General features: G+C 70.2%; 15 protein-coding genes. 6 read left to right on the top strand and 9 right to left on the bottom strand.

Going from position 1 to position 16,473, the window contains the following annotated elements:
- Positions 1–78: 78 nt before the first annotated feature.
- Positions 79–1,101 carry a LacI family DNA-binding transcriptional regulator gene (locus AC5JOC_RS14525; protein WP_494246643.1) on the bottom strand — a complete coding sequence of 341 codons (1,023 nt, stop codon included), beginning with the start codon at positions 1,099–1,101 and terminating at the stop codon, positions 79–81.
- A gap of 25 nt (positions 1,102–1,126) precedes the next feature.
- Entirely contained in the window at positions 1,127–2,203 is a 1,077-nt protein-coding gene (locus tag AC5JOC_RS14520) for a carbohydrate kinase family protein (RefSeq protein ID WP_494246642.1), read from the bottom strand.
- Between the two features lie 125 nt (positions 2,204–2,328).
- On the opposite strand from AC5JOC_RS14520, the gene AC5JOC_RS14515 reads away from it, so the two are divergent.
- The gene (locus AC5JOC_RS14515; protein WP_138944854.1) at positions 2,329–3,171 is read left to right on the top strand and encodes a class I fructose-bisphosphate aldolase; all 843 of its coding nucleotides are present in this window, start codon (positions 2,329–2,331) and stop codon (positions 3,169–3,171) included.
- A complete protein-coding gene (locus tag AC5JOC_RS14510; protein WP_124769758.1) occupies positions 3,168–4,346 on the top strand; it encodes a Gfo/Idh/MocA family protein in 1,179 nt (392 codons plus the stop codon). Before AC5JOC_RS14515 ends, AC5JOC_RS14510 begins: the two co-directional genes overlap by 4 nt.
- 613 nt (positions 4,347–4,959) lie before the next feature.
- Here AC5JOC_RS14510 and AC5JOC_RS14505 read toward each other — a convergent pair.
- Positions 4,960–5,286 (bottom strand): GIY-YIG nuclease family protein, encoded by a 327-nt coding sequence (locus AC5JOC_RS14505; RefSeq protein ID WP_137243470.1) that lies wholly within the window; start codon positions 5,284–5,286, stop codon positions 4,960–4,962.
- Positions 5,287–5,638: 352 nt separating this feature from the next.
- On the opposite strand from AC5JOC_RS14505, the gene AC5JOC_RS14500 reads away from it, so the two are divergent.
- Both AC5JOC_RS14500 and AC5JOC_RS14495 read left to right on the top strand, forming a co-directional pair.
- Entirely contained in the window at positions 5,639–6,190 is a 552-nt protein-coding gene (locus tag AC5JOC_RS14500; RefSeq protein WP_494246641.1) for a GIY-YIG nuclease family protein, read from the top strand.
- Positions 6,191–6,229: 39 nt separating this feature from the next.
- A complete protein-coding gene (locus tag AC5JOC_RS14495; protein WP_079706976.1) occupies positions 6,230–7,171 on the top strand; it encodes a linear amide C-N hydrolase in 942 nt (313 codons plus the stop codon).
- Positions 7,172–7,306: 135 nt separating this feature from the next.
- On the opposite strand, the gene AC5JOC_RS14490 is transcribed toward AC5JOC_RS14495, so the two are convergent.
- Positions 7,307–8,290 (bottom strand): LacI family DNA-binding transcriptional regulator, encoded by a 984-nt coding sequence (locus AC5JOC_RS14490; protein WP_494246640.1) that lies wholly within the window; start codon positions 8,288–8,290, stop codon positions 7,307–7,309.
- 36 nt (positions 8,291–8,326) lie between these two features.
- Positions 8,327–9,055, bottom strand: coding sequence for an SDR family oxidoreductase (locus tag AC5JOC_RS14485; RefSeq protein ID WP_064296395.1), 729 nt, complete (start codon positions 9,053–9,055; stop codon positions 8,327–8,329).
- Between the two features lie 221 nt (positions 9,056–9,276).
- Between AC5JOC_RS14485 and AC5JOC_RS14480 the strand changes: the two genes are divergently transcribed.
- Positions 9,277–9,969 carry a nucleoside/nucleotide kinase family protein gene (locus AC5JOC_RS14480; RefSeq protein WP_494246639.1) on the top strand — a complete coding sequence of 231 codons (693 nt, stop codon included), beginning with the start codon at positions 9,277–9,279 and terminating at the stop codon, positions 9,967–9,969.
- A gap of 85 nt (positions 9,970–10,054) precedes the next feature.
- The gene (locus AC5JOC_RS14475) at positions 10,055–11,548 is read left to right on the top strand and encodes a mannitol dehydrogenase family protein (protein WP_494246638.1); all 1,494 of its coding nucleotides are present in this window, start codon (positions 10,055–10,057) and stop codon (positions 11,546–11,548) included.
- A gap of 746 nt (positions 11,549–12,294) precedes the next feature.
- Here AC5JOC_RS14475 and AC5JOC_RS14470 read toward each other — a convergent pair.
- From AC5JOC_RS14470 to AC5JOC_RS14455, 4 genes are all read right to left on the bottom strand, one after another.
- Positions 12,295–13,224, bottom strand: a complete 930-nt coding sequence (locus AC5JOC_RS14470; RefSeq protein ID WP_494246891.1) for an HNH endonuclease signature motif containing protein — start codon at positions 13,222–13,224, stop codon at positions 12,295–12,297.
- A 50-nt stretch (positions 13,225–13,274) separates the two neighbouring features.
- On the bottom strand, positions 13,275–13,808 hold the full coding sequence (locus AC5JOC_RS14465; RefSeq protein ID WP_494246637.1) for a hypothetical protein: 534 nt from the start codon (positions 13,806–13,808) through the stop codon (positions 13,275–13,277).
- Positions 13,809–14,137: 329 nt separating this feature from the next.
- The gene (locus tag AC5JOC_RS14460; RefSeq protein WP_494246636.1) at positions 14,138–14,758 is read right to left on the bottom strand and encodes a CPBP family glutamic-type intramembrane protease; all 621 of its coding nucleotides are present in this window, start codon (positions 14,756–14,758) and stop codon (positions 14,138–14,140) included.
- Positions 14,759–14,918: 160 nt separating this feature from the next.
- Positions 14,919–16,127, bottom strand: a complete 1,209-nt coding sequence (locus tag AC5JOC_RS14455; protein WP_494246635.1) for an HAD-IA family hydrolase — start codon at positions 16,125–16,127, stop codon at positions 14,919–14,921.
- Between the last annotated feature and the right edge of the window lie 346 nt (positions 16,128–16,473).

Raw genomic sequence — 16,473 nt, 5'->3', positions numbered from 1 at the left:
GCCCGTCCCCGGTCCCTGAGCACCCGTCCCCGGTCCCTGAGCGCCCGCTCTCCCGGTCCCTGAGCTTGTCGAAGGGCGTCAGCGCTCGGAGCCGCGCAGCTCCAGGCGCACGTCCAGGGTGTGGGTCACGGGCGGGCCCGCCTCGCCGGCGATGAGTGCCAGGAGGGTCTCCGCCGCGACCCGGCCCATGAGCGCCACGTCCTGCGCCACCACCGACACCGCCGGCGTCACGAGCGGTGCCGCCTCGAAGTCGTCGAACCCGACGAGCGGCAGCCGTCGGCCCGCCGTCGCGAACGCCTGCATGGCCCCGATCGCGGCCCGGTTGTTCGCGGCGAACACGGCGTCGACCTCGCCCGACACCAGGAACCCCGCCACGACCGCCGCAGCGTCCTCGACGGAGTGTGCGCCGTCGGAGACGATCGGCTCGATCGGCCCCGTCCCCGTCGCGCCGCCGAGATCGGCCTCAGCCAGCGCCCGGTGGTAGCCGGTCAGTCGCTCGCGCATCGTGTACAGCTCGAGTGAGTCGCCGAGGAACGCGACCCGTCGTGCGCCCGCGGCGAGCATGGCCGCGGTCGCGCGGGTCGCCCCGCCCGCGTTGTCGGCGAGCACCGTGTGCACCTCGACCGACTCGAGCGGCCCGGTCGGTCGGTCGACGAGCACCATCGGGACGTGCACGACCGTGCTCGTGGCCCAGGCCGTGGTCGCCTGCCGTGGTGGCACGACGACGAGGCCGTCCACGCGCTGCGCGACGAGCCGGTCGACGAGGAGTCGGTGCCGGTCGGCGTCCTCCTCGGAGCTCGCGGACATCAGCAGGTAGCCGTGTTCCGTGCACACGCGCTCCACCGAGCGTGCCAACACGGAGTAATAGGGGTTCGCCAGGTCGCTGATGATCAGCCCGATGACCTTGCTCGACCGCCCGGGCCGGATGCTCGCGGCCGCCAGGTTGTGCCGGTAGCCGAGGGCCTCGATCGCCGCGCCGATCCGTTCCGACAGCTCCTGGTTGATGTTCGTCGCGCCGTTCACGTACCGCGACACCGTCTTCAGCCCCACCCCGGCCGCCGCGGCGACGTCGTTCATGGTCGGGGGTCGGGAGCTGCGCATGCTCACCATCCTGGCGTATGGGGGATCACGCGATCGGCTCGTCCGCCCCCGCGACCGCGAAGAGCCCGCTGAGTCCGGGTCGCAGTCGGGTGATCTCGGCCGCCGTCGGCCGGCGTCCCGCGATCGTCGCAGCGGCACTCGCGCCCGCGAGTTCGGCGGCTTCCGCCGGTGCGGCACCGCGTGACATCGCGAAGAGCAGGCCGGCGGTCGACGCGTCCCCGGCGCCGTTGGTCGACACGAACGCGGGTGCGGGGACGGGCGGCGCGACGAGGTCGACGTCGGCCCAGGCCTCGGCGAGCGGTGCGAGCATCCGTCCGCCCAGGCGCAGGCGGTCGACACCGGCGGCCCGGAGGAGTAGCCCGTCCTCGCCGGCCGAGATCGCCACGACGCCGGCACCCCAGGCGAGCAGGAGGTCCGCGAACGCCGCCGCTTGGGCCAGGGGCGATGCGCTGGTCCCGGCCGGGAGGCGGAGCGTGCCGAGCGCCGAACGCAGGTCGTCGACGCTCGGACTCACGATGTCGGTCAGCGGCAGGGTGCGCCGGAGGATCGCCTCCCAGTCCAGATGGCCGACGGCGCTCGTGGGGTCGACGACGGCGAGGTCCATCGAGGTGGTCGCGCCGTGTCGGTGGATCCGTTCGAGCAGCTTCGCGAGGGGCGCCGCATCGTCGGCGACGATCCCGGGGAGCAGCGGGGGATAGCCGAGGTGGACGAGGTCCGCGTCGCCGACGGCCAGGTGCTCGCCGGTGAACACCTCGTTCGCGCCCGTGTGGTGCCAGAAGGTCCGGTCGAGGCCGGCGGGCTCGACGACGACGCTGTAGGAGGTCGCGGCCCGGTCGGTGACCTCGAGCGCCGGGTGCAGTCGGTCGTGCGCGGCGATGCGTGAGGCGACGATCGCGCCGAGCTCGTCGTCGCCGACGGTCGCGTGCAGGCGGACCGTGCTCCCGAGATCGGCGAGGGCCAGGCCGGTGTTCGCGACGCAGCCGCCGAGGGAGATGCGGAGCGGGCCGGTGTCGATGAGGGCGCCCGGATCGATGCGTGCGCTCGCGCTCAGCCCTGGCGACAGGTCGACGCAGATGTGACCGGCGACGACGATCTCGCCCATGGACCCTCCGTTCTTCGCCCCGGGGGTGACCCGGCGCAAGCTAGACAACGTTGTCTCAGGCCACTACTGTGACACACCGAGGGACGATTCGGAAACCCTCCCCGTCACGATCAGGAGCCGCCGCAATGTCGCTGTACCGCCTCAATCGTCTCTTCAACGCCCGATCCGGTCGCGCGCTCGACGTCGCCGTCGACCACGGGTTCTTCGGCGAGCGTTCGTTCATCACCGGCATCGAGGACATGGGCGAGGTCGTCCGCACGCTCGTCGCCGCGGGCCCGGACGCCGTCCAGCTGACCCTCGGCCAGGCCCGTCTCCTGCAGCAGGTCCCCGGCAAGGACAAGCCTGCGCTCGTCCTGCGGACGGACGTCGCGAACGTCTACGGCAACCCCCTCGACTCGATCCTCTACAGCCACCACGTGCCGCACGCGATCGAGGAGGCCGTCCGGCTCGACGCCGTCGCCGTGTGCGTCAACCTCATGCAGATCCCCGAGCACCCCGAGGTCCGTGAGGCGAACATCCGCTCGATCATGGCCCTGCGCCGCGAAGCGACCCGGTACGGGATGCCGCTCATGATCGAACCGCTCGTCATGCAGGACAACACGACGGCCGGCGGGTACCAGGTCGACGGCGACATCGAGAAGATCGTCACCCTCGTGCGCCAGGCGGTCGAACTCGGTGCCGACCTCATCAAGGCCGATCCGAGTAGCGACATCACCGAGTACGCACGCGTCGTGCAGGTCGCCGGAGACATCCCCGTCCTCGTCCGTGGCGGCGGTCGCGTCGACGACCGGACCCTGCTGGAGCGGACGGTCGCCGTCCTCGACGCCGGGGTCAGCGGCATCGTCTACGGCCGCAACATCATCCAGCACGAGCATCCGGCCGCCATCACCGCGGCACTCATGGCGGTGCTGCACGACGGTGCCGACGCGGATGCCGGCCTCGCGATCCTCGAGGCGGCTCGCGCATGAGCGCCGACCAGGTGACGGCCGACCGGGCGACGGCGGAGCGCGTCAACGTCGCGATCATCGGCGGCGGACTCATGGGGCGCGAGATCGCCGCGGCCATCCAGCGCTGGCCGGCGCTCATCGACCACCCGGTGCGACCGCGACTGACGGCCGTCTGCGACATCAACCCGGCGGCGCTCGACTGGTTCGACGAGATCGACACCGTCGTCACGAAGACCACGGACTACCACGAGCTGCTCGCCGACCCGTCGGTGGACGTCGTCTACGTGGCCGTGCGTCACGACCTCCACGAGCAGATCTACACCGACGTCATCCGAGCCGGGAAGGGCCTGCTGGCGGAGAAGCCCTTCGGGATCGACGCGGCGGCCGCACAGTCCGTCCTCGCGGCGATGGCCGAGCACCCGGAGAGCTTCGTCCGGTGTTCGAGTGAGATGCCGTTCTTCCCGGGTGCGCAGCTGGCGATCGACTACGTGCGGTCCGGAGCGCTCGGCACGATCGTCGAGGCGCGCAACAGTTTCCTGCACTCGAGCGACATCGATCGGGGCAAGCAGATCAACTGGAAGCGCCAGACGCAGTTCTGCGGTGAGGCCGGCGTGATGAACGACCTCGGGATGCACACCTGGCACGTGCCGCTGCGGCTCGGCTGGGCACCCGAGAGCGTGTACGGGGTGCTGCAGAACATCGTCACCGAGCGTCCCGGTCCCGACGGTTCGCTCGTGCCGTGCGACACCTGGGACAACGCGGTGCTGCACAGCTGGGCGACCCACGACGGTGTCCGCTTCCCGCTCACGACCGAGACGAAGCGCATCGATCCCGGGCAGAAGAACACGTGGGAGTTCGAGGCGATCGGTCTCGACGGCGGGGTCCGGTTCAGCACGAAGAACCCGAAGCTCGTCGAGGTGTTCGCGGTGCGGGACATCCCGGGCGGCGGTCGGGAGCAGGTGTGGCAGCAGCTCGACGCAGGCAGCCAGTCGGTCTGGCCGACGGTGACCGGGCCGAACTTCGAGTCCGGGTTCTCCGACACGATCCTCCAGATGTGGGCCGTGTTCCTCGCCGAGCGGCACGGCTCGCTCGGCGACCGGTTCGGGGCGGCGCGCCCCGAGGAGGCGGCGCTCACCCACGACATCTACCGAGCGGCGATCCGCTCCCACGAGGAGGGTCGCGCGATCGCGCTGTGACGTGCGCATCGGCTGGGAGGCCACCCGACCGTCTCCCAGCCGGGAGCGCCCTGGCCGGCCCCTGAGCTTGTCGAAGGGCGCTCCCTGTCCGCTCACCTGTCCTGTCCCTGCCAGCGCAACGAATCGGTCCCTGCCAGCCCAACCGTTCGGTCCCTGAGCTTGTCGAAGGGTGGGGTCTGTCCGTGTGCCCTTCGACAGGCTCAGGGACCGGGGTCGGAGTCGGTCGTTTCTGAACGGTCGGTCCCTGTCCGCTCACTCAGTCGGTCCTTTGCCAGCCCAACCGTTCGGTCCCTGAGCTTGTCGAAGGGTGGGGTCTGTCCGTGTGCCCTTCGACAGGCTCAGGGACCGGGGTCGGAGTCGGTCGTTTCTGAACGGTCGGTCCCTGTCCGCTCACTCAGCCGGTCCTTTGCCAGCCCAACCGTTCGGTCCCTGAGCTTGTCGAAGGGTGGGGTCTGTTCGTGTGCCCTTCGACAGGCTCAGGGACCGGGGTCGGAGTCGGTCGTTTCTGAACGGTCGGTCCCTGTCCGCTCACTCAGCCGGTCCTTGCCAGCCCAACCGTTCGGTCCCTGAGCTTGTCGAAGGGTGGGGTCTGTTCGTGTGCCCTTCGACAGGCTCAGGGACCGGCCACCGGGTCCGTTCCGGGTTCTGGATCGCGCCATGCGGTGATCCGCGAGCAGCTGAGGCGCGGGAGGTCGTCGAACCGCCCGTCGATCACGGCCTGCTTCTTCGCCCGGCTCCACCCCTGAAGACGTTTCTCGATGAAGAATGCGTCGTCCACGCGGTCGTACTCGGCCGACCAGACGAGTGTGACGGGCAGTCGCTCGCGGGTGTAGGTCGCTCCGAGGCCGTCCATGTGCTCGGCGACTCGTCGAGCAAGGTCGATGGTGCTGCCGGTGTAGAAGGATCCGTCGGCGCATCTGAGGATGTAGACGTGGGGCATCCGGGAAGCCTCGCAGGACCTCGATCCTGTCGGTCTGCGCTGACCTCCGACGGTGGACGCTCTCGGATCACGGGGGAGTTGTGGAGGACCGTCGCTCGACCCTGCCGCTTCGCCCGTATCGGTCGCCTGAGCTTGTCGAAGCGGCTGACGGGCTCTGTTGCCGTGTGCCCTTCGACAGGCTCAGGGACCGGGGTTGGAGTCGGTCGTTTGTTCGCTCACCCAGCCGGTCCCTGCCGGCGCAATCGTTCGGTCCCTGAGCTTGTCGAAGGGCGGGGTTTTGCCGTGTGCCCTTCGACAGGCTCAGGGACCGGGGTTGGAGGCCGGTGTCGGCGGGGTGGGGGACACTCGGGAGATGCCCCACAGACGATGCGTACAACCCGGGTGCGACGCCGCGGCACCGGTCGACGCGCCCGTCGCGCTCTGCGAGGATCACCTGGCCCTCGCCGCCGACTGGGCGGAGCGCCGCTGGGGTGTGGTCGACGCCCTGCCGTCGCCGTGCATCATGTGCGGCTCGCGGCTCGGCCGTCACTACCCGTCCGCTTGGTTGTGCGCCGCGTGCGAGTGGCGGCAGGGGGACGTGCCCGACGACGACCTCGCCCGGCCGCGGATCGACGTCGTCTACTACCTCCGTCACGGCGACCGCGTGAAGATCGGCACCACGACGAACCCTCGCCAGCGGTTCGCCGCGATCTGGCATGACGAACTGCTCGCGCTCGAACGCGGCGACCGGCACGTCGAGCGTGCGCGTCACGAACAGTTCGCCCGCGAGCGCCTCGAACGCTCCGAATGGTTCACGGGGTCGCCCCGACTGCTCGCCCACATCGCCTCGGTCGCCCGCGACGTCGACCCCTGGGACTGCTACAGCCGCTGGCTCAGCGAGGCCGCGGCACTGCGTGGGCGATAGCCCCTCCGGTGGGCACCACGCGCGGGGTACGCTCAGCGCGTGTGCACTCGAATCTTCTGGAACGACAACGCGGTCGCCAAGACGGTCAGCCGCTGCATGGACTGGTCGGAGAGCGACGAACCCGAGCTGTGGTTCGTCCCGAGCGGTACCGACCGAGGTGGCACGGGCGACGCCACCTCGCACCGGTGGACCTCCCGGTACGGCAGTGTCGTCACGAGCATGTGGGGGATGGGGACCGTCGACGGCCTGAACACGGCGGGCCTCGGAGCACACGCGCTCTACCTCGACCCGGAGGACGTGACGTTCGCCGAGCCCGACGGCCGTCCGACGGTCTCGAACGCGCTGTGGGTGCAGTACCTCCTCGACAGCTACGCCTCGGTCGCCGAAGCGATCGCCGACATCGACACCGTCCGCATCACGTCCCCGATGTTCCGCGGCCTGCAGATGGGGATCCACATCGCGATCGAGGACGCCTCGGGTGACTCCGCGATCATCGAGCCGATCGACGGCCGGCTCGTCGTCCACCACGGCCGCGAGTTCACCGTGATGGCCAACTCGCCGAGCCTCGACGAGCAGATCACCAACCGCGACCGCTACCGGCCGTTCGGCGGCGAACTGCCGCCTCCCGGCGACATCACCTCGGTCGACCGGTTCGTGCGCGCCTCCTACTTCCTCCACTACCTGCCGGAGCCGGCGGACACCGTCGAGGCGGTCGCGGGCGTCTTCCAGCTCATCGCGAACGTGTCGGTGCCGTACGGCGCGCCGTACTCGACGGGCGACGTGTACCCGACCTGGTGGCGGGCCGGTGCCGACCTCACGAACCTGGTCTACTACTTCGGCTCGACACGGAGTCCGAACATCTTCTGGATCGAGCTCGACGAACTCGCGGACGTCGGTGAGGTCCGTCGCCTCGACCCGCGCGACCCGAGCCGCGTCGGCGACCAGACCGCGGAGCTCGCGCCGGCGACGTTGAGCTACTAGGCCGGCCGGTTTCGGTTCCCGAGCCGATCGAGTCTTCGGGGCGTTCGCGTGGCGCCCTTCGACAGGCTCAGGGACCGAGATGGTTCAGGGGCCGGGGATTCGACGGCTAGGCCGGGGCGGCTCGGAGCCGACGGCTCAGAGCACCGCAGGCGATACCCGACAGGAGTCGCGCTCGACGAGGTGCACCGGGAGGACCGTGCTCCGGCGGTATCGCGCGTCGGGGCGGTCGAGGCGATCGATGATCCGTTCCGCAGCGAGTCGGCCGAGGGCCTCCGGGTCCTGCGTGATCACGGACACCGACGGTCGCAGGAGCTCGGCCAGAGGGAAGTCGCCGAACGCGACCAGTGGGAGCGGTTGCTCGGCGAGTGCGGGCAGCAACGCCATCGTGCAGACGGCGTTCGACGAGAAGAGAGCAGTCGCCTGCGAGTCGATCGCCGCCAGCGCACGCGCCGCCCCTTCGCGGGTCGCCGCACCGAGGGCGATGAGCTCCTCGTCGGCGGGCAGCCCGGCTTCGGTGAGTGCCGCCCGGTACCCGCGCAGCCGCTCGGCGGTCGTCGGCAGGGCCAGCTCGTCGCCGACGAAGGCGATCCGGCGGTGGCCGTGCTCGACGAGGTGGGTCGTCGCCGCGAACGCCCCACCGAAGTCGTCCTGCGTGAACGCGTCGGCGGCGAGGCCGCCCGGCGCGCGGTCGACGAACACGAACGGCGTCCGCGACGCCCATGCACTCAGCGAGCTCTGGTCGTCGCTGATCGGCGCGAGCACCACTCCGGCCAGCTGACGCCGGAGCATCGGCTCGAGGACCGCGCGCTCGCGGTCCGGGTCGTCGCCGAGGCTCGTCACGAGCGTCGACATGTCGTGATCGCGCGCCGTCCGCTCCACCGCACGCGCGATCTCGGCGAAGAACGGGTCGACGATGTCGGGGACGGCGACCCCGATGACCGACGGGCGGCCCGAGCGGAACGCCGTCGCGAGGGAGTTCGGCACGTAGTCGAGCTCCCGCATGATCGACTCGACCCGTTCTCGGGTCGCCGGGAGGACGTGCGGGTCGTCGTTGAAGACCCGCGAGACCGTCTTCGCGCTCACGCCGGCGGCTGCGGCGATCTGGCGCATCGTGGCCATGCTCGGGTCCCTCCCGTTCGGTCCTGCCGGATCGGGTCAGCGCGCGGTGTAGCCGCCGTCGATCGGCAGCGAGACGCCCGAGATCATGCCGGCGGCGTCGCTCAGCAGGAAGGTGATCGGGCCGGCGATGTCGTCCTCGGTGGCCCACTTGCCGAGCGGCATCGCCTCGAGGAAGGGGCCTTCGATGTCGGGGCGGCCCCAGTACCAGGCGGACATCGGCGTCATCACGACCGTCGGGTTGACGGCGTTGACCCGGATGCCGTACTTCCCGAGTTCCAGGGCCGAGACCCGCGTGATGTTGTCGAGCGCGGCCTTCGACGAGCCGTAGGAGATGTGGCCGGAGAGTGCGACGAGGCTCGCCTGGCTCGAGACGTTGACGATCGCCCCGCCGCGCTCTTGGCGGATCATCTCGCGGGACGCGTACTTGGTGACGAGCAGCGACCCGCGTGCGTTGATGCTGATGACCTTGTCGAACACGTCGATGTCGGTCTCCTGTGGGGAGGCGATCTCGCCGCCCCAACCGCCGGAGTTGACGACGCCCCAGATGTCGCGTCCCTCGATCGCGTCGCGGATGCTGTCCTCCGAGGTGAGGTCGAAGGGCAGCGGTTCGGCGCCCGTCTCGGCGGCGATGGCGTCGAGGTGCTCGACGTTGCGACCGGAGGCGATCACCTGCGCGCCCGCTGCGACGAGGTGGCGGACGGTCGCGCCGCCGATGCCGCCGCTCGCTCCCGTGACGAGGATGGTGCGGCCGTTGAAGTCAGTCATGAGGTGGTCCGATCGACGTGATGAGGCCCGTGCGTCGGTGCACCGGGTCGGGAGCATCATAACCACGGAATGGCAGCCATGTCACCCGTGACATGGATTTCACCAGCAGATCATGACACCGGTGACATCCGGTGTTGACACACGCATCCCCTGGACCTACCGTGAGTCGGGCGACGGCGCGTCCGCGACCGGTCGGCTCCCAGGAGAGGTCAGGCATCACGATGAGCGGCATCACGATCGGGACCGACCTCGACGGCCTCATCGATCACGCCCGTTCGCTCGCCGCCACCGGGTCCCGCCGGATCCTCGGGATCGTCGGTGCGCCCGGTGCGGGTAAGTCGACCGTCAGCGACGCGCTCGCCGCCGCGCTTGGCGACCAGGCCGTCATCGTCGGGATGGACGGCTTCCACCTCGACAACGCCGAGCTCGTCCGCCTCGGGCGACGCGACCGCAAGGGCGCGCCCGACACCTTCGACGTCGACGGCTACGTCGCACTGCTGTCCCGCCTCGCGCGTGCTGGACGCACCGCCGATTCTCCGGGCACACCGATCTACGCACCCCGGTTCGACCGCTCGCTCGAGGCGTCGATCGGCAGTGCCGTCCTCGTCCGCCCCGAGGTGCCGCTCGTGATCACGGAGGGCAACTACCTCCTGTTCGACGACCACGGCTGGCAGGGTGTCGCCGCGCATCTCGACGAGTCCTGGTACGTCGACGTGGACGACGAGGTGCGCCGCGACCGACTCATCGCCCGACGCCTCGGTCACGGCCACCCGCTCGACGAGGCCGAAGCCTGGGTGCTCGGCGTCGACGAGCCGAATGCCCGCCTGGTCGACGCCACCAAGCAGCGTGCCACCCGCATCGTCACGCTCGACGCGTCGACGCCGGTGGAGACCGAATCCACCCACGGCGCCTGATCCACCCTGCAGCCGCAGCACGCTCGACCTGCACCACCCTCGACCTGCACCACCCGGAACCCGCTCACCGACGAGAAGGCACCACATGACCCAGCTCTCCGACGCCACCCTCACCGCTCTCGACGAGCAGGTGGCCGTCCCCGCCTATGACCGCTCGGCCATCCGACCCGGCATCGTCCACTTCGGGGTCGGCGCCTTCCATCGTGCGCACGGGGCGATGTTCGTCGACCGCGTGCTCGGGCTCCCCGGCGACGAGCACGCGTCCTGGGGGCTCGTCGGCGTCGGCACACTGCCCGGTGACGCCGCCATGCGGGACGCGCTCGGCGCTCAGGACCGGCTCTACACGCTCGTGACGACGAGTCCGGACGGCGAGGTCGAGGCGCGCGTCGTCGGGTCGATCGTCGAGTACCTGTTCGCTCCCGACGACCCGGGAGCGGTCCTCGCGCGGGTGAGCGATCCGTCGACGCGGATCGTGTCGCTCACGATCACCGAGGGCGGCTACGGGGTGAACGATGCGACCGGCGCGTTCGAGCCGAGCGACGGTGCGACGCTCGCGGACCTCGACGGGCTGCCGGCGGGGGCGCTGCCGCAGAGCCCGCTCGGGTTCATCACGGCGGCCCTCCGTGCCCGACGCGACGCCGGTGCGGTTCCGTTCACGGTCATGTCGTGCGACAACATCCAGGGCAACGGGCACGTCGCCCGGACGGCGATCCTCGCGTTCGCCGAGCGCATCGACCCGGCGCTCGCCGCCTGGATCGGTGCCGAGGTGCGGTTCCCGAACTCGATGGTGGACCGCATCACGCCGGCGACGACGGACGAGCAGCGCGCGTTCGTCTCCGAGCGGTTCGGGATCGACGACCGCTGGCCGGTGCTCTCGGAGTCGTTCGAGCAGTGGGTGCTCGAGGACGACTTCTCGGACGGCCGTCCGCCGTACGAGCAGGTGGGCGTGCAGCTCGTGGAGGACGTCGAGCCGTATGAGCTGATGAAGCTCCGGTTGTTGAACGCCTCCCACCAGGCGATGAGCTACCTCGGGCTGCTGGCGGGGGAGACGTACGTGCACGACGTCTGCCGCGACGAGCTGTTCTCGCGGTTCCTCCTCGGGTACATGCACGAGGAGGCGAGGCCGACGCTCGCGCCGGTCCCGGGGATCGACATCGACGCGTACTGTGCGGAGCTGATGCGCCGGTTCGGCAGTGAGGCGATCAAGGACACCTTGGCGCGGCAGATCGTCGACGGCTCGGAGCGCATCCCGAAGTTCCTGCTCCCGGTGGTCCGTGAGCAGTTGCGGACCGGCGGCGGGATCGCGCGCTCGGCGCTCGTCCTCGCAGCGTGGAGTCGGTTCATCGAGGGTGTCGGTGACGACGGGCGGGAGCTTGCCCCGGTCGACCGGCGGTTGGCCGAGTTGCAGGCGGCCGTCGCGCAGGAGGCGGAGCGCCCCGGCGCGTTCCTCGACCTGGAGGTCGTGTTCGGCGACCTCGGATCGGACGCGCGACTGCGCGAGGCGTTCATCGCGGCCCGCGCGCGGCTGGCGGCCGTCGGTGCGCGGGTGGCGGTGGAAGAGGTCGTCGCCGCGGGGTGACCCTGCGGCGGTCGGACGGTGCCTCGTCGGCCCTTCGACCGGTTCAGAGGCGGGGCGCTCGGTCGCTGACGTCGTTCGCCGTCGCTCGAGTGCTGGTGGTTCCCGTCTCGGTCCCTGAGCTTGTCGAAGGGCAGGTTCGACGGCTGTTCGTGTGCCCTTCGACAGGCTCAGGGACCGGGGTGGCCGGGTTGTCGAGGACGGCGTCGGTCGCTGAGCGTGTCCGAGGCAGGGTGGTTCCCGTCTCGGTCCCTGAGCTTGTCGAAGGGCAGGTATGACGGTTCGTCGTGGGCCCTTCGACAGGCTCAGGGACCGGGGTGGCCGGGTTGTCGAGTACGGCGTCGGTCGCTGAGCGTGTCGAGGCGGGTGGTTCCCGTCTCGGTCCCTGAGCTTGTCGAAGGGCAGGTATGACGGTTCGTCGTGGGCCCTTCGACAGGCTCAGGGACCGGGGTGGCCGGGTTGTCGAGTAGGGCGTCGGTCGCTGAGCGTGTACGAGGCATGGTGGTTCCCGTCTCGGTCCCTGAGCTTGTCGAAGGGCAGGTTCGACGGTTCGTTCGTGGGCCCTTCGACAGGCTCAGGGACCGGGGTGGCTGGGTTGTCGAGTACGGCGTCGGTTGCTGAGCGTTGGTCCGAGGCAGGGATGGTGTTCCGCGTCGTCGGTCCCTGAGCTTGTCGAAGGGTGGTTCCCGTGTCGGTCGCTGAGCTTGTCGGAGGGCAGGCGGGTGTGCAGGCAGAGGGGTGCCCCGGGTTCAGGCGGCGAGGTGGAGGCGTCCGCCTCGGATGGGGGTTTGGTGTCGGTCGATGTGGCTGGGTGGGATGAACCAGGGGATGCCGTTTTGGATGGTGATGGTCCAGTGGTCGTCGTGGATGCGGTGGTGGTGGAAGGGGCAGAGGAGTATGCCGTTGTCGAGGTTGGTGGGGCCGCCTTGTGACCACCATCGGATGTGGTGGGCTTCGGTGAAGGATGGTGGGTGGGTGCAGCCGGTCCAGGCGCAGCCGCCGTCGCGTTCGGCGAGGGCGAGTTTTTGTCCGCGGGTGAACAGGCGGGTGCTGGTGCCGAGGTCGAGGACTTGGGATGGTCCGTTGAGGATCATGGGGATGAGGTTGGCGTCGGCGGCGAGGCGGCGGAGGGCGCCGGGGCCGATGGGTTCGTCGATGCCGTCGATGGTGGCAGCGCCGAGGCCGGTTTCGAGGGTGTCGTGGTCGGTGCGGATGATGACGGTGACGGGGGTGAGTTCGGTGGCGGCGCTGCTGCAGCCGGCCAGGTGTCGGAAGGTCTCGGTGAGGGCGATGGCGCGTCGCCGGTCGGTGGGGATGAGCGTGGGTCCGTCGGGCATGGGGTGACCGGATCCGTCGGGTTGGTCGGCGGGGTCGGCCGTGTCGGGGTGGATGAAGTGGGGTTTGCGGGTGGTGGCGCCGATGAGGGCGTCGAGGCCGGCGCGGATGAAGGCGGCGCTTTCGGGGGCGAGTTCGGCGCGGAGGAGGGTCATGCCGGTGGGGAGTTCGTGGATGGTGCAGCGTTCTGCTCGGCGGAGGAGTTCGTCGCGGGGTTCGCGGCCGTCTTGGTCGAGGCGGGTGCGGACGAGTTTCGCGATGCGGGTGACGTCCTGCAGGGGCGCGTGGGCGGCGTGCTCGATGGCGATGACCGACGCCGCCTGGAGTTCGACCCTGGTGCAGATGCGGCCGGCGTTGCGGAGCTCGCGGACGATGACCGCGGCCCCATCGACGCTCAGGGGTGAGCGTGGGTGTGCCGAGCAGGCGCGTGACCGTGTGGGTGTCCGACGCCGTGGCGCGTGGGTCGGCGGTCGGTCTGGGCGGTCGTGGCGTCGGTGGCGGGTGCCGGTTCGAGGGCGGCAGCGACCGCTGGGAACGGGCACTCCTCCAGCTCGCCGAGCAGCCCGCGCGGCTGCGTGATGGCGGCACCGACCTCGGCGATCGCCGCGCCGCGGGCGCGTGCCACCCGCCACCGCTCGGACACCATGACGCCCGGGTTCGCGTAACCGGCGGCGCGCACGAGCGTGCCGTCGCGGCGGGTAGGCGACGGGCGCAACGCGATCGCGCCGGTGACGCGGGCGGCGAGGACCTCGACCGCGTGCTGCACGGCACCGAGTTCGTCGAGGACCCGGAGGACCGCCTCGTCGTTCATGTTCTCGAGCTGCTCCGCGACACCGGAGCCTGGACGGATCGCATCGAGCGCGCCCTGCCAGACCGCATCGAACCCGGCCGCGGCGGCGGCGAGCGGGTTCGGTGCGGTGCTGGTCATGGGTCCATCCAAACACGGACCACTGACATTCGAACGCGCACCGAATCAGCCGCTGATCTGGGTATTTATCCGACAGTTGATGCTTGCTCGGGGTGCCCTTCGACAAGCTCAGGGACCGGCGCGTGACGCGGTCGCCGAGCCGGTCGAGGTGCGGTGGGGGAGGTTGCTCGTGGGCCCTTCGACAGGCTCAGGGAACGAGTCTCCGCAGTCGTCGAGGTGCATTGCGGAAGGGATCAGTGGGAGCGTCCGCAGGATCAGCGGTTCAGTGCCCGGTCGTCAAGCCGGTCGAGGTGCTCGCCGATGGTCGCGTTCGGACGTGCGGCCGGACCTCACGCGAAGACGAAGTAGAACGACAGGTGCAGCGTCAGGATGAGGTGCATCGTCGTGAACCGGTGACGGAGCCACGCGAGCAGGAGGCCGAGCGCGAGCATGCTCAGTGCCGGGAACGGGTTCGGCACGAGCCCGAACTTGTCGGGGAGCAGGATGACGTGTCCGAGGGCGAACAGGACGGCGACGGCGGGGATGACCGCGCGCGACGGCAAGCGCGCGGCGAGATGGCGTTGCAGGAGTCCGAAGGTCAGGTAGTCCTGCCAGAACACCGAGACGGTCATCCAGAAGATGTAGAGCAGCACGGGGAACTCGAGCTCGTAGTGCAACGGCAACGCGAGTGCGAGCACGACCGGGACGACGTACAGGAACCGCTGCGGGGACGGTGCGAAGAGTTCACGGGTGTGGGTGCGCTGCAGGATGGCGATGGCGATCACCAGGAGGCCGGCGATCAGGGACTCGAGGAACACCACGACGGTGTCCTCCTGCACCACGAGACGCACGGGGCCTCGGTCGGTGATACCCGGGGTCAGGCACCACAGGATGAACCACGACACGGCTATCGCGAGCGCGGAGAACAAGCGGACGGATTGGCGAGAGGGGGCGTTTTCGACGGTCGACATAGCAGTCGATATGTTAGCAGTGTTATTTCAGATACAAGACAAGGGAGGGGATCGCAACCGCCCGAGGCAGCGGCGGAGAACGAGCCGTCGTCGCGGGGGAGTCGTCGCGATCGAAGAGTGTCCGGAGGCTCGTCGACAGGCGCCCGGATCGGGGTGCTGCTCAGCCGAGCGAAGCCGGGACGAGTCGGAACCCACCCTCGGCGACCGGCTCGAGCCGGAGTTGGAAGAGGCCGTCGATCACGAGGTCCGCATCGAGTTCGTGCGCCTCGTGCGTCCCCGCGATGCCGACCGTCCAGCAGCCGGCGGCGCGCGCTGCGGCGAGCCCGGCCGGTGCGTCCTCGAACACGACGCACGGCTGCGACTCCATGCCCAGCCGGGTGCGGCCGAGCAGGAACGGTTCGGGGTCCGGCTTGCCCTTCGTGACGTCGTCGAAGGTCACGACGACCTCTGGCCGCACGAGCCCGGCGGCCGCGATCCGGTTGCCGGCGATGAGCCTTGTGCCGCTCGTGACGATCGCCTTCGCGTCGTCACCCAGCGCCGCCAGCGCCTCCGCCGCCCCCGGGAGCGCGATGACGTCGGCGACCTCGTCGGCCTCGATCTCGATGATCCGCGCGAGTGCTTCGGCGACCTGCTCGGGCGGGAAGATCGCGGCGAGCACCTGGGCAGCGGGCTGGCCGTGTCCCGCGGCGAGCAGGTCGCCCTCGAGGCCGTACTCGCGGGCGAGCTGCGCCCACGACCGGTTCACGGCCGGCGTCGAGTCGATGAGGGTCCCGTCGAGGTCGAAGAGCCCGGCGGCGAAGACCTGGTCGAAGATCGGTGCGGAGGCCTCGATGGTCCGTCCGAGACCGAGCGCGCGTTGGACGGCGGCGAGCTGCTGCGAGGTGGACAACGCGGCTTCGATCGACAGGTGCTCGATGGCGGGTGGGGTGTCGGTCGACGGGTCCACGATGTGCGTGTCCCGCTCGGCACCGCGTTCGGCCCGGCGGGCCGCGAGCGTGGCGGCATCGGCGTGCAGCCAGACGACCTTGGGGACGACCCCGGCCGCCTCGACGAGCGCGTCCCATTCGGCGCCGCCACGGAGCTCCGCGGTGAAGGGTGCGACGAGTACCGCGCCGACACCACTGTCGCGTTGGTCGGCGAGGACCGCTCGGAGGGCCGCGTACCGTGCCGGGCGCATGGTCGGGCGCAGCTTCGCGTCGTTCCAGTGGAGTGGTTCGGCGCCGTCGGGATCGGTCACCGCACCGAGACCGTCGAGCAACGGATTGGTGATGGTGTCGAGGTCGAGGAGCGGGAGTCGGAGGGCCCGGGCGAGCTCACGTCCGAGGGTGGTCTTGCCGCTTCCGGCTGCTCCTGCGACGACGACGATCACGCTGACTCCTCGATGATTCCGGGGTGGCGACCCGCATCCGAGGGGTCTGAACGCCTCTTCGATGCGAGTTCCAAATGAATTTGATCTCTTTCAGACAACGTTGCTTGACAACGTTGTCGGTCTGCGGTCAGTATAGGCGCACGAAGGAACGACGGGGTTCTGCAGCTGCACCACCCCGACCGATGACAACGCTGTCAGGAGGTGGAGCCCATGGGCACCTGCAACCCCGCGATCACCGCGACCAGTCCGATCCGGACACGTGCGCACGTCCCGTCGCTCCGGACCGGCTGCGACGTCCGACCCGTTCCGCTTCCCGTCAGGGGGACCCGCTGATGCGGCCGCCCGG

Source organism: Plantibacter sp., assembly GCF_059073635.1.
Note: the sequence above shows the minus strand (reverse complement) of the source record. Positions and strands in the feature narration are given on the sequence as shown.

Bases quoted from the DNA above. Each gene is read 5' to 3' on its own strand.
- AC5JOC_RS14460 (WP_494246636.1), bottom strand. From the start codon at position 14,758: ATGTCGACCGTCGAAAACGCCCCCTCTCGCCAATCCGTCCGCTTGTTC.
- AC5JOC_RS14475 (WP_494246638.1), top strand. From the start codon at position 10,055: ATGACCCAGCTCTCCGACGCCACCCTCACCGCTCTCGACGAGCAGGTG.
- AC5JOC_RS14510 (WP_124769758.1), top strand. From the start codon at position 3,168: ATGAGCGCCGACCAGGTGACGGCCGACCGGGCGACGGCGGAGCGCGTC.
- AC5JOC_RS14485 (WP_064296395.1), bottom strand. From the start codon at position 9,055: ATGACTGACTTCAACGGCCGCACCATCCTCGTCACGGGAGCGAGCGGC.
- AC5JOC_RS14515 (WP_138944854.1), top strand. From the start codon at position 2,329: ATGTCGCTGTACCGCCTCAATCGTCTCTTCAACGCCCGATCCGGTCGC.
- AC5JOC_RS14500 (WP_494246641.1), top strand. From the start codon at position 5,639: ATGCCCCACAGACGATGCGTACAACCCGGGTGCGACGCCGCGGCACCG.
- AC5JOC_RS14465 (WP_494246637.1), bottom strand. From the start codon at position 13,808: ATGACCAGCACCGCACCGAACCCGCTCGCCGCCGCCGCGGCCGGGTTC.
- AC5JOC_RS14520 (WP_494246642.1), bottom strand. From the start codon at position 2,203: ATGGGCGAGATCGTCGTCGCCGGTCACATCTGCGTCGACCTGTCGCCA.
- AC5JOC_RS14490 (WP_494246640.1), bottom strand. From the start codon at position 8,290: ATGGCCACGATGCGCCAGATCGCCGCAGCCGCCGGCGTGAGCGCGAAG.
- AC5JOC_RS14505 (WP_137243470.1), bottom strand. From the start codon at position 5,286: ATGCCCCACGTCTACATCCTCAGATGCGCCGACGGATCCTTCTACACC.
- AC5JOC_RS14480 (WP_494246639.1), top strand. From the start codon at position 9,277: ATGAGCGGCATCACGATCGGGACCGACCTCGACGGCCTCATCGATCAC.
- AC5JOC_RS14525 (WP_494246643.1), bottom strand. From the start codon at position 1,101: ATGCGCAGCTCCCGACCCCCGACCATGAACGACGTCGCCGCGGCGGCC.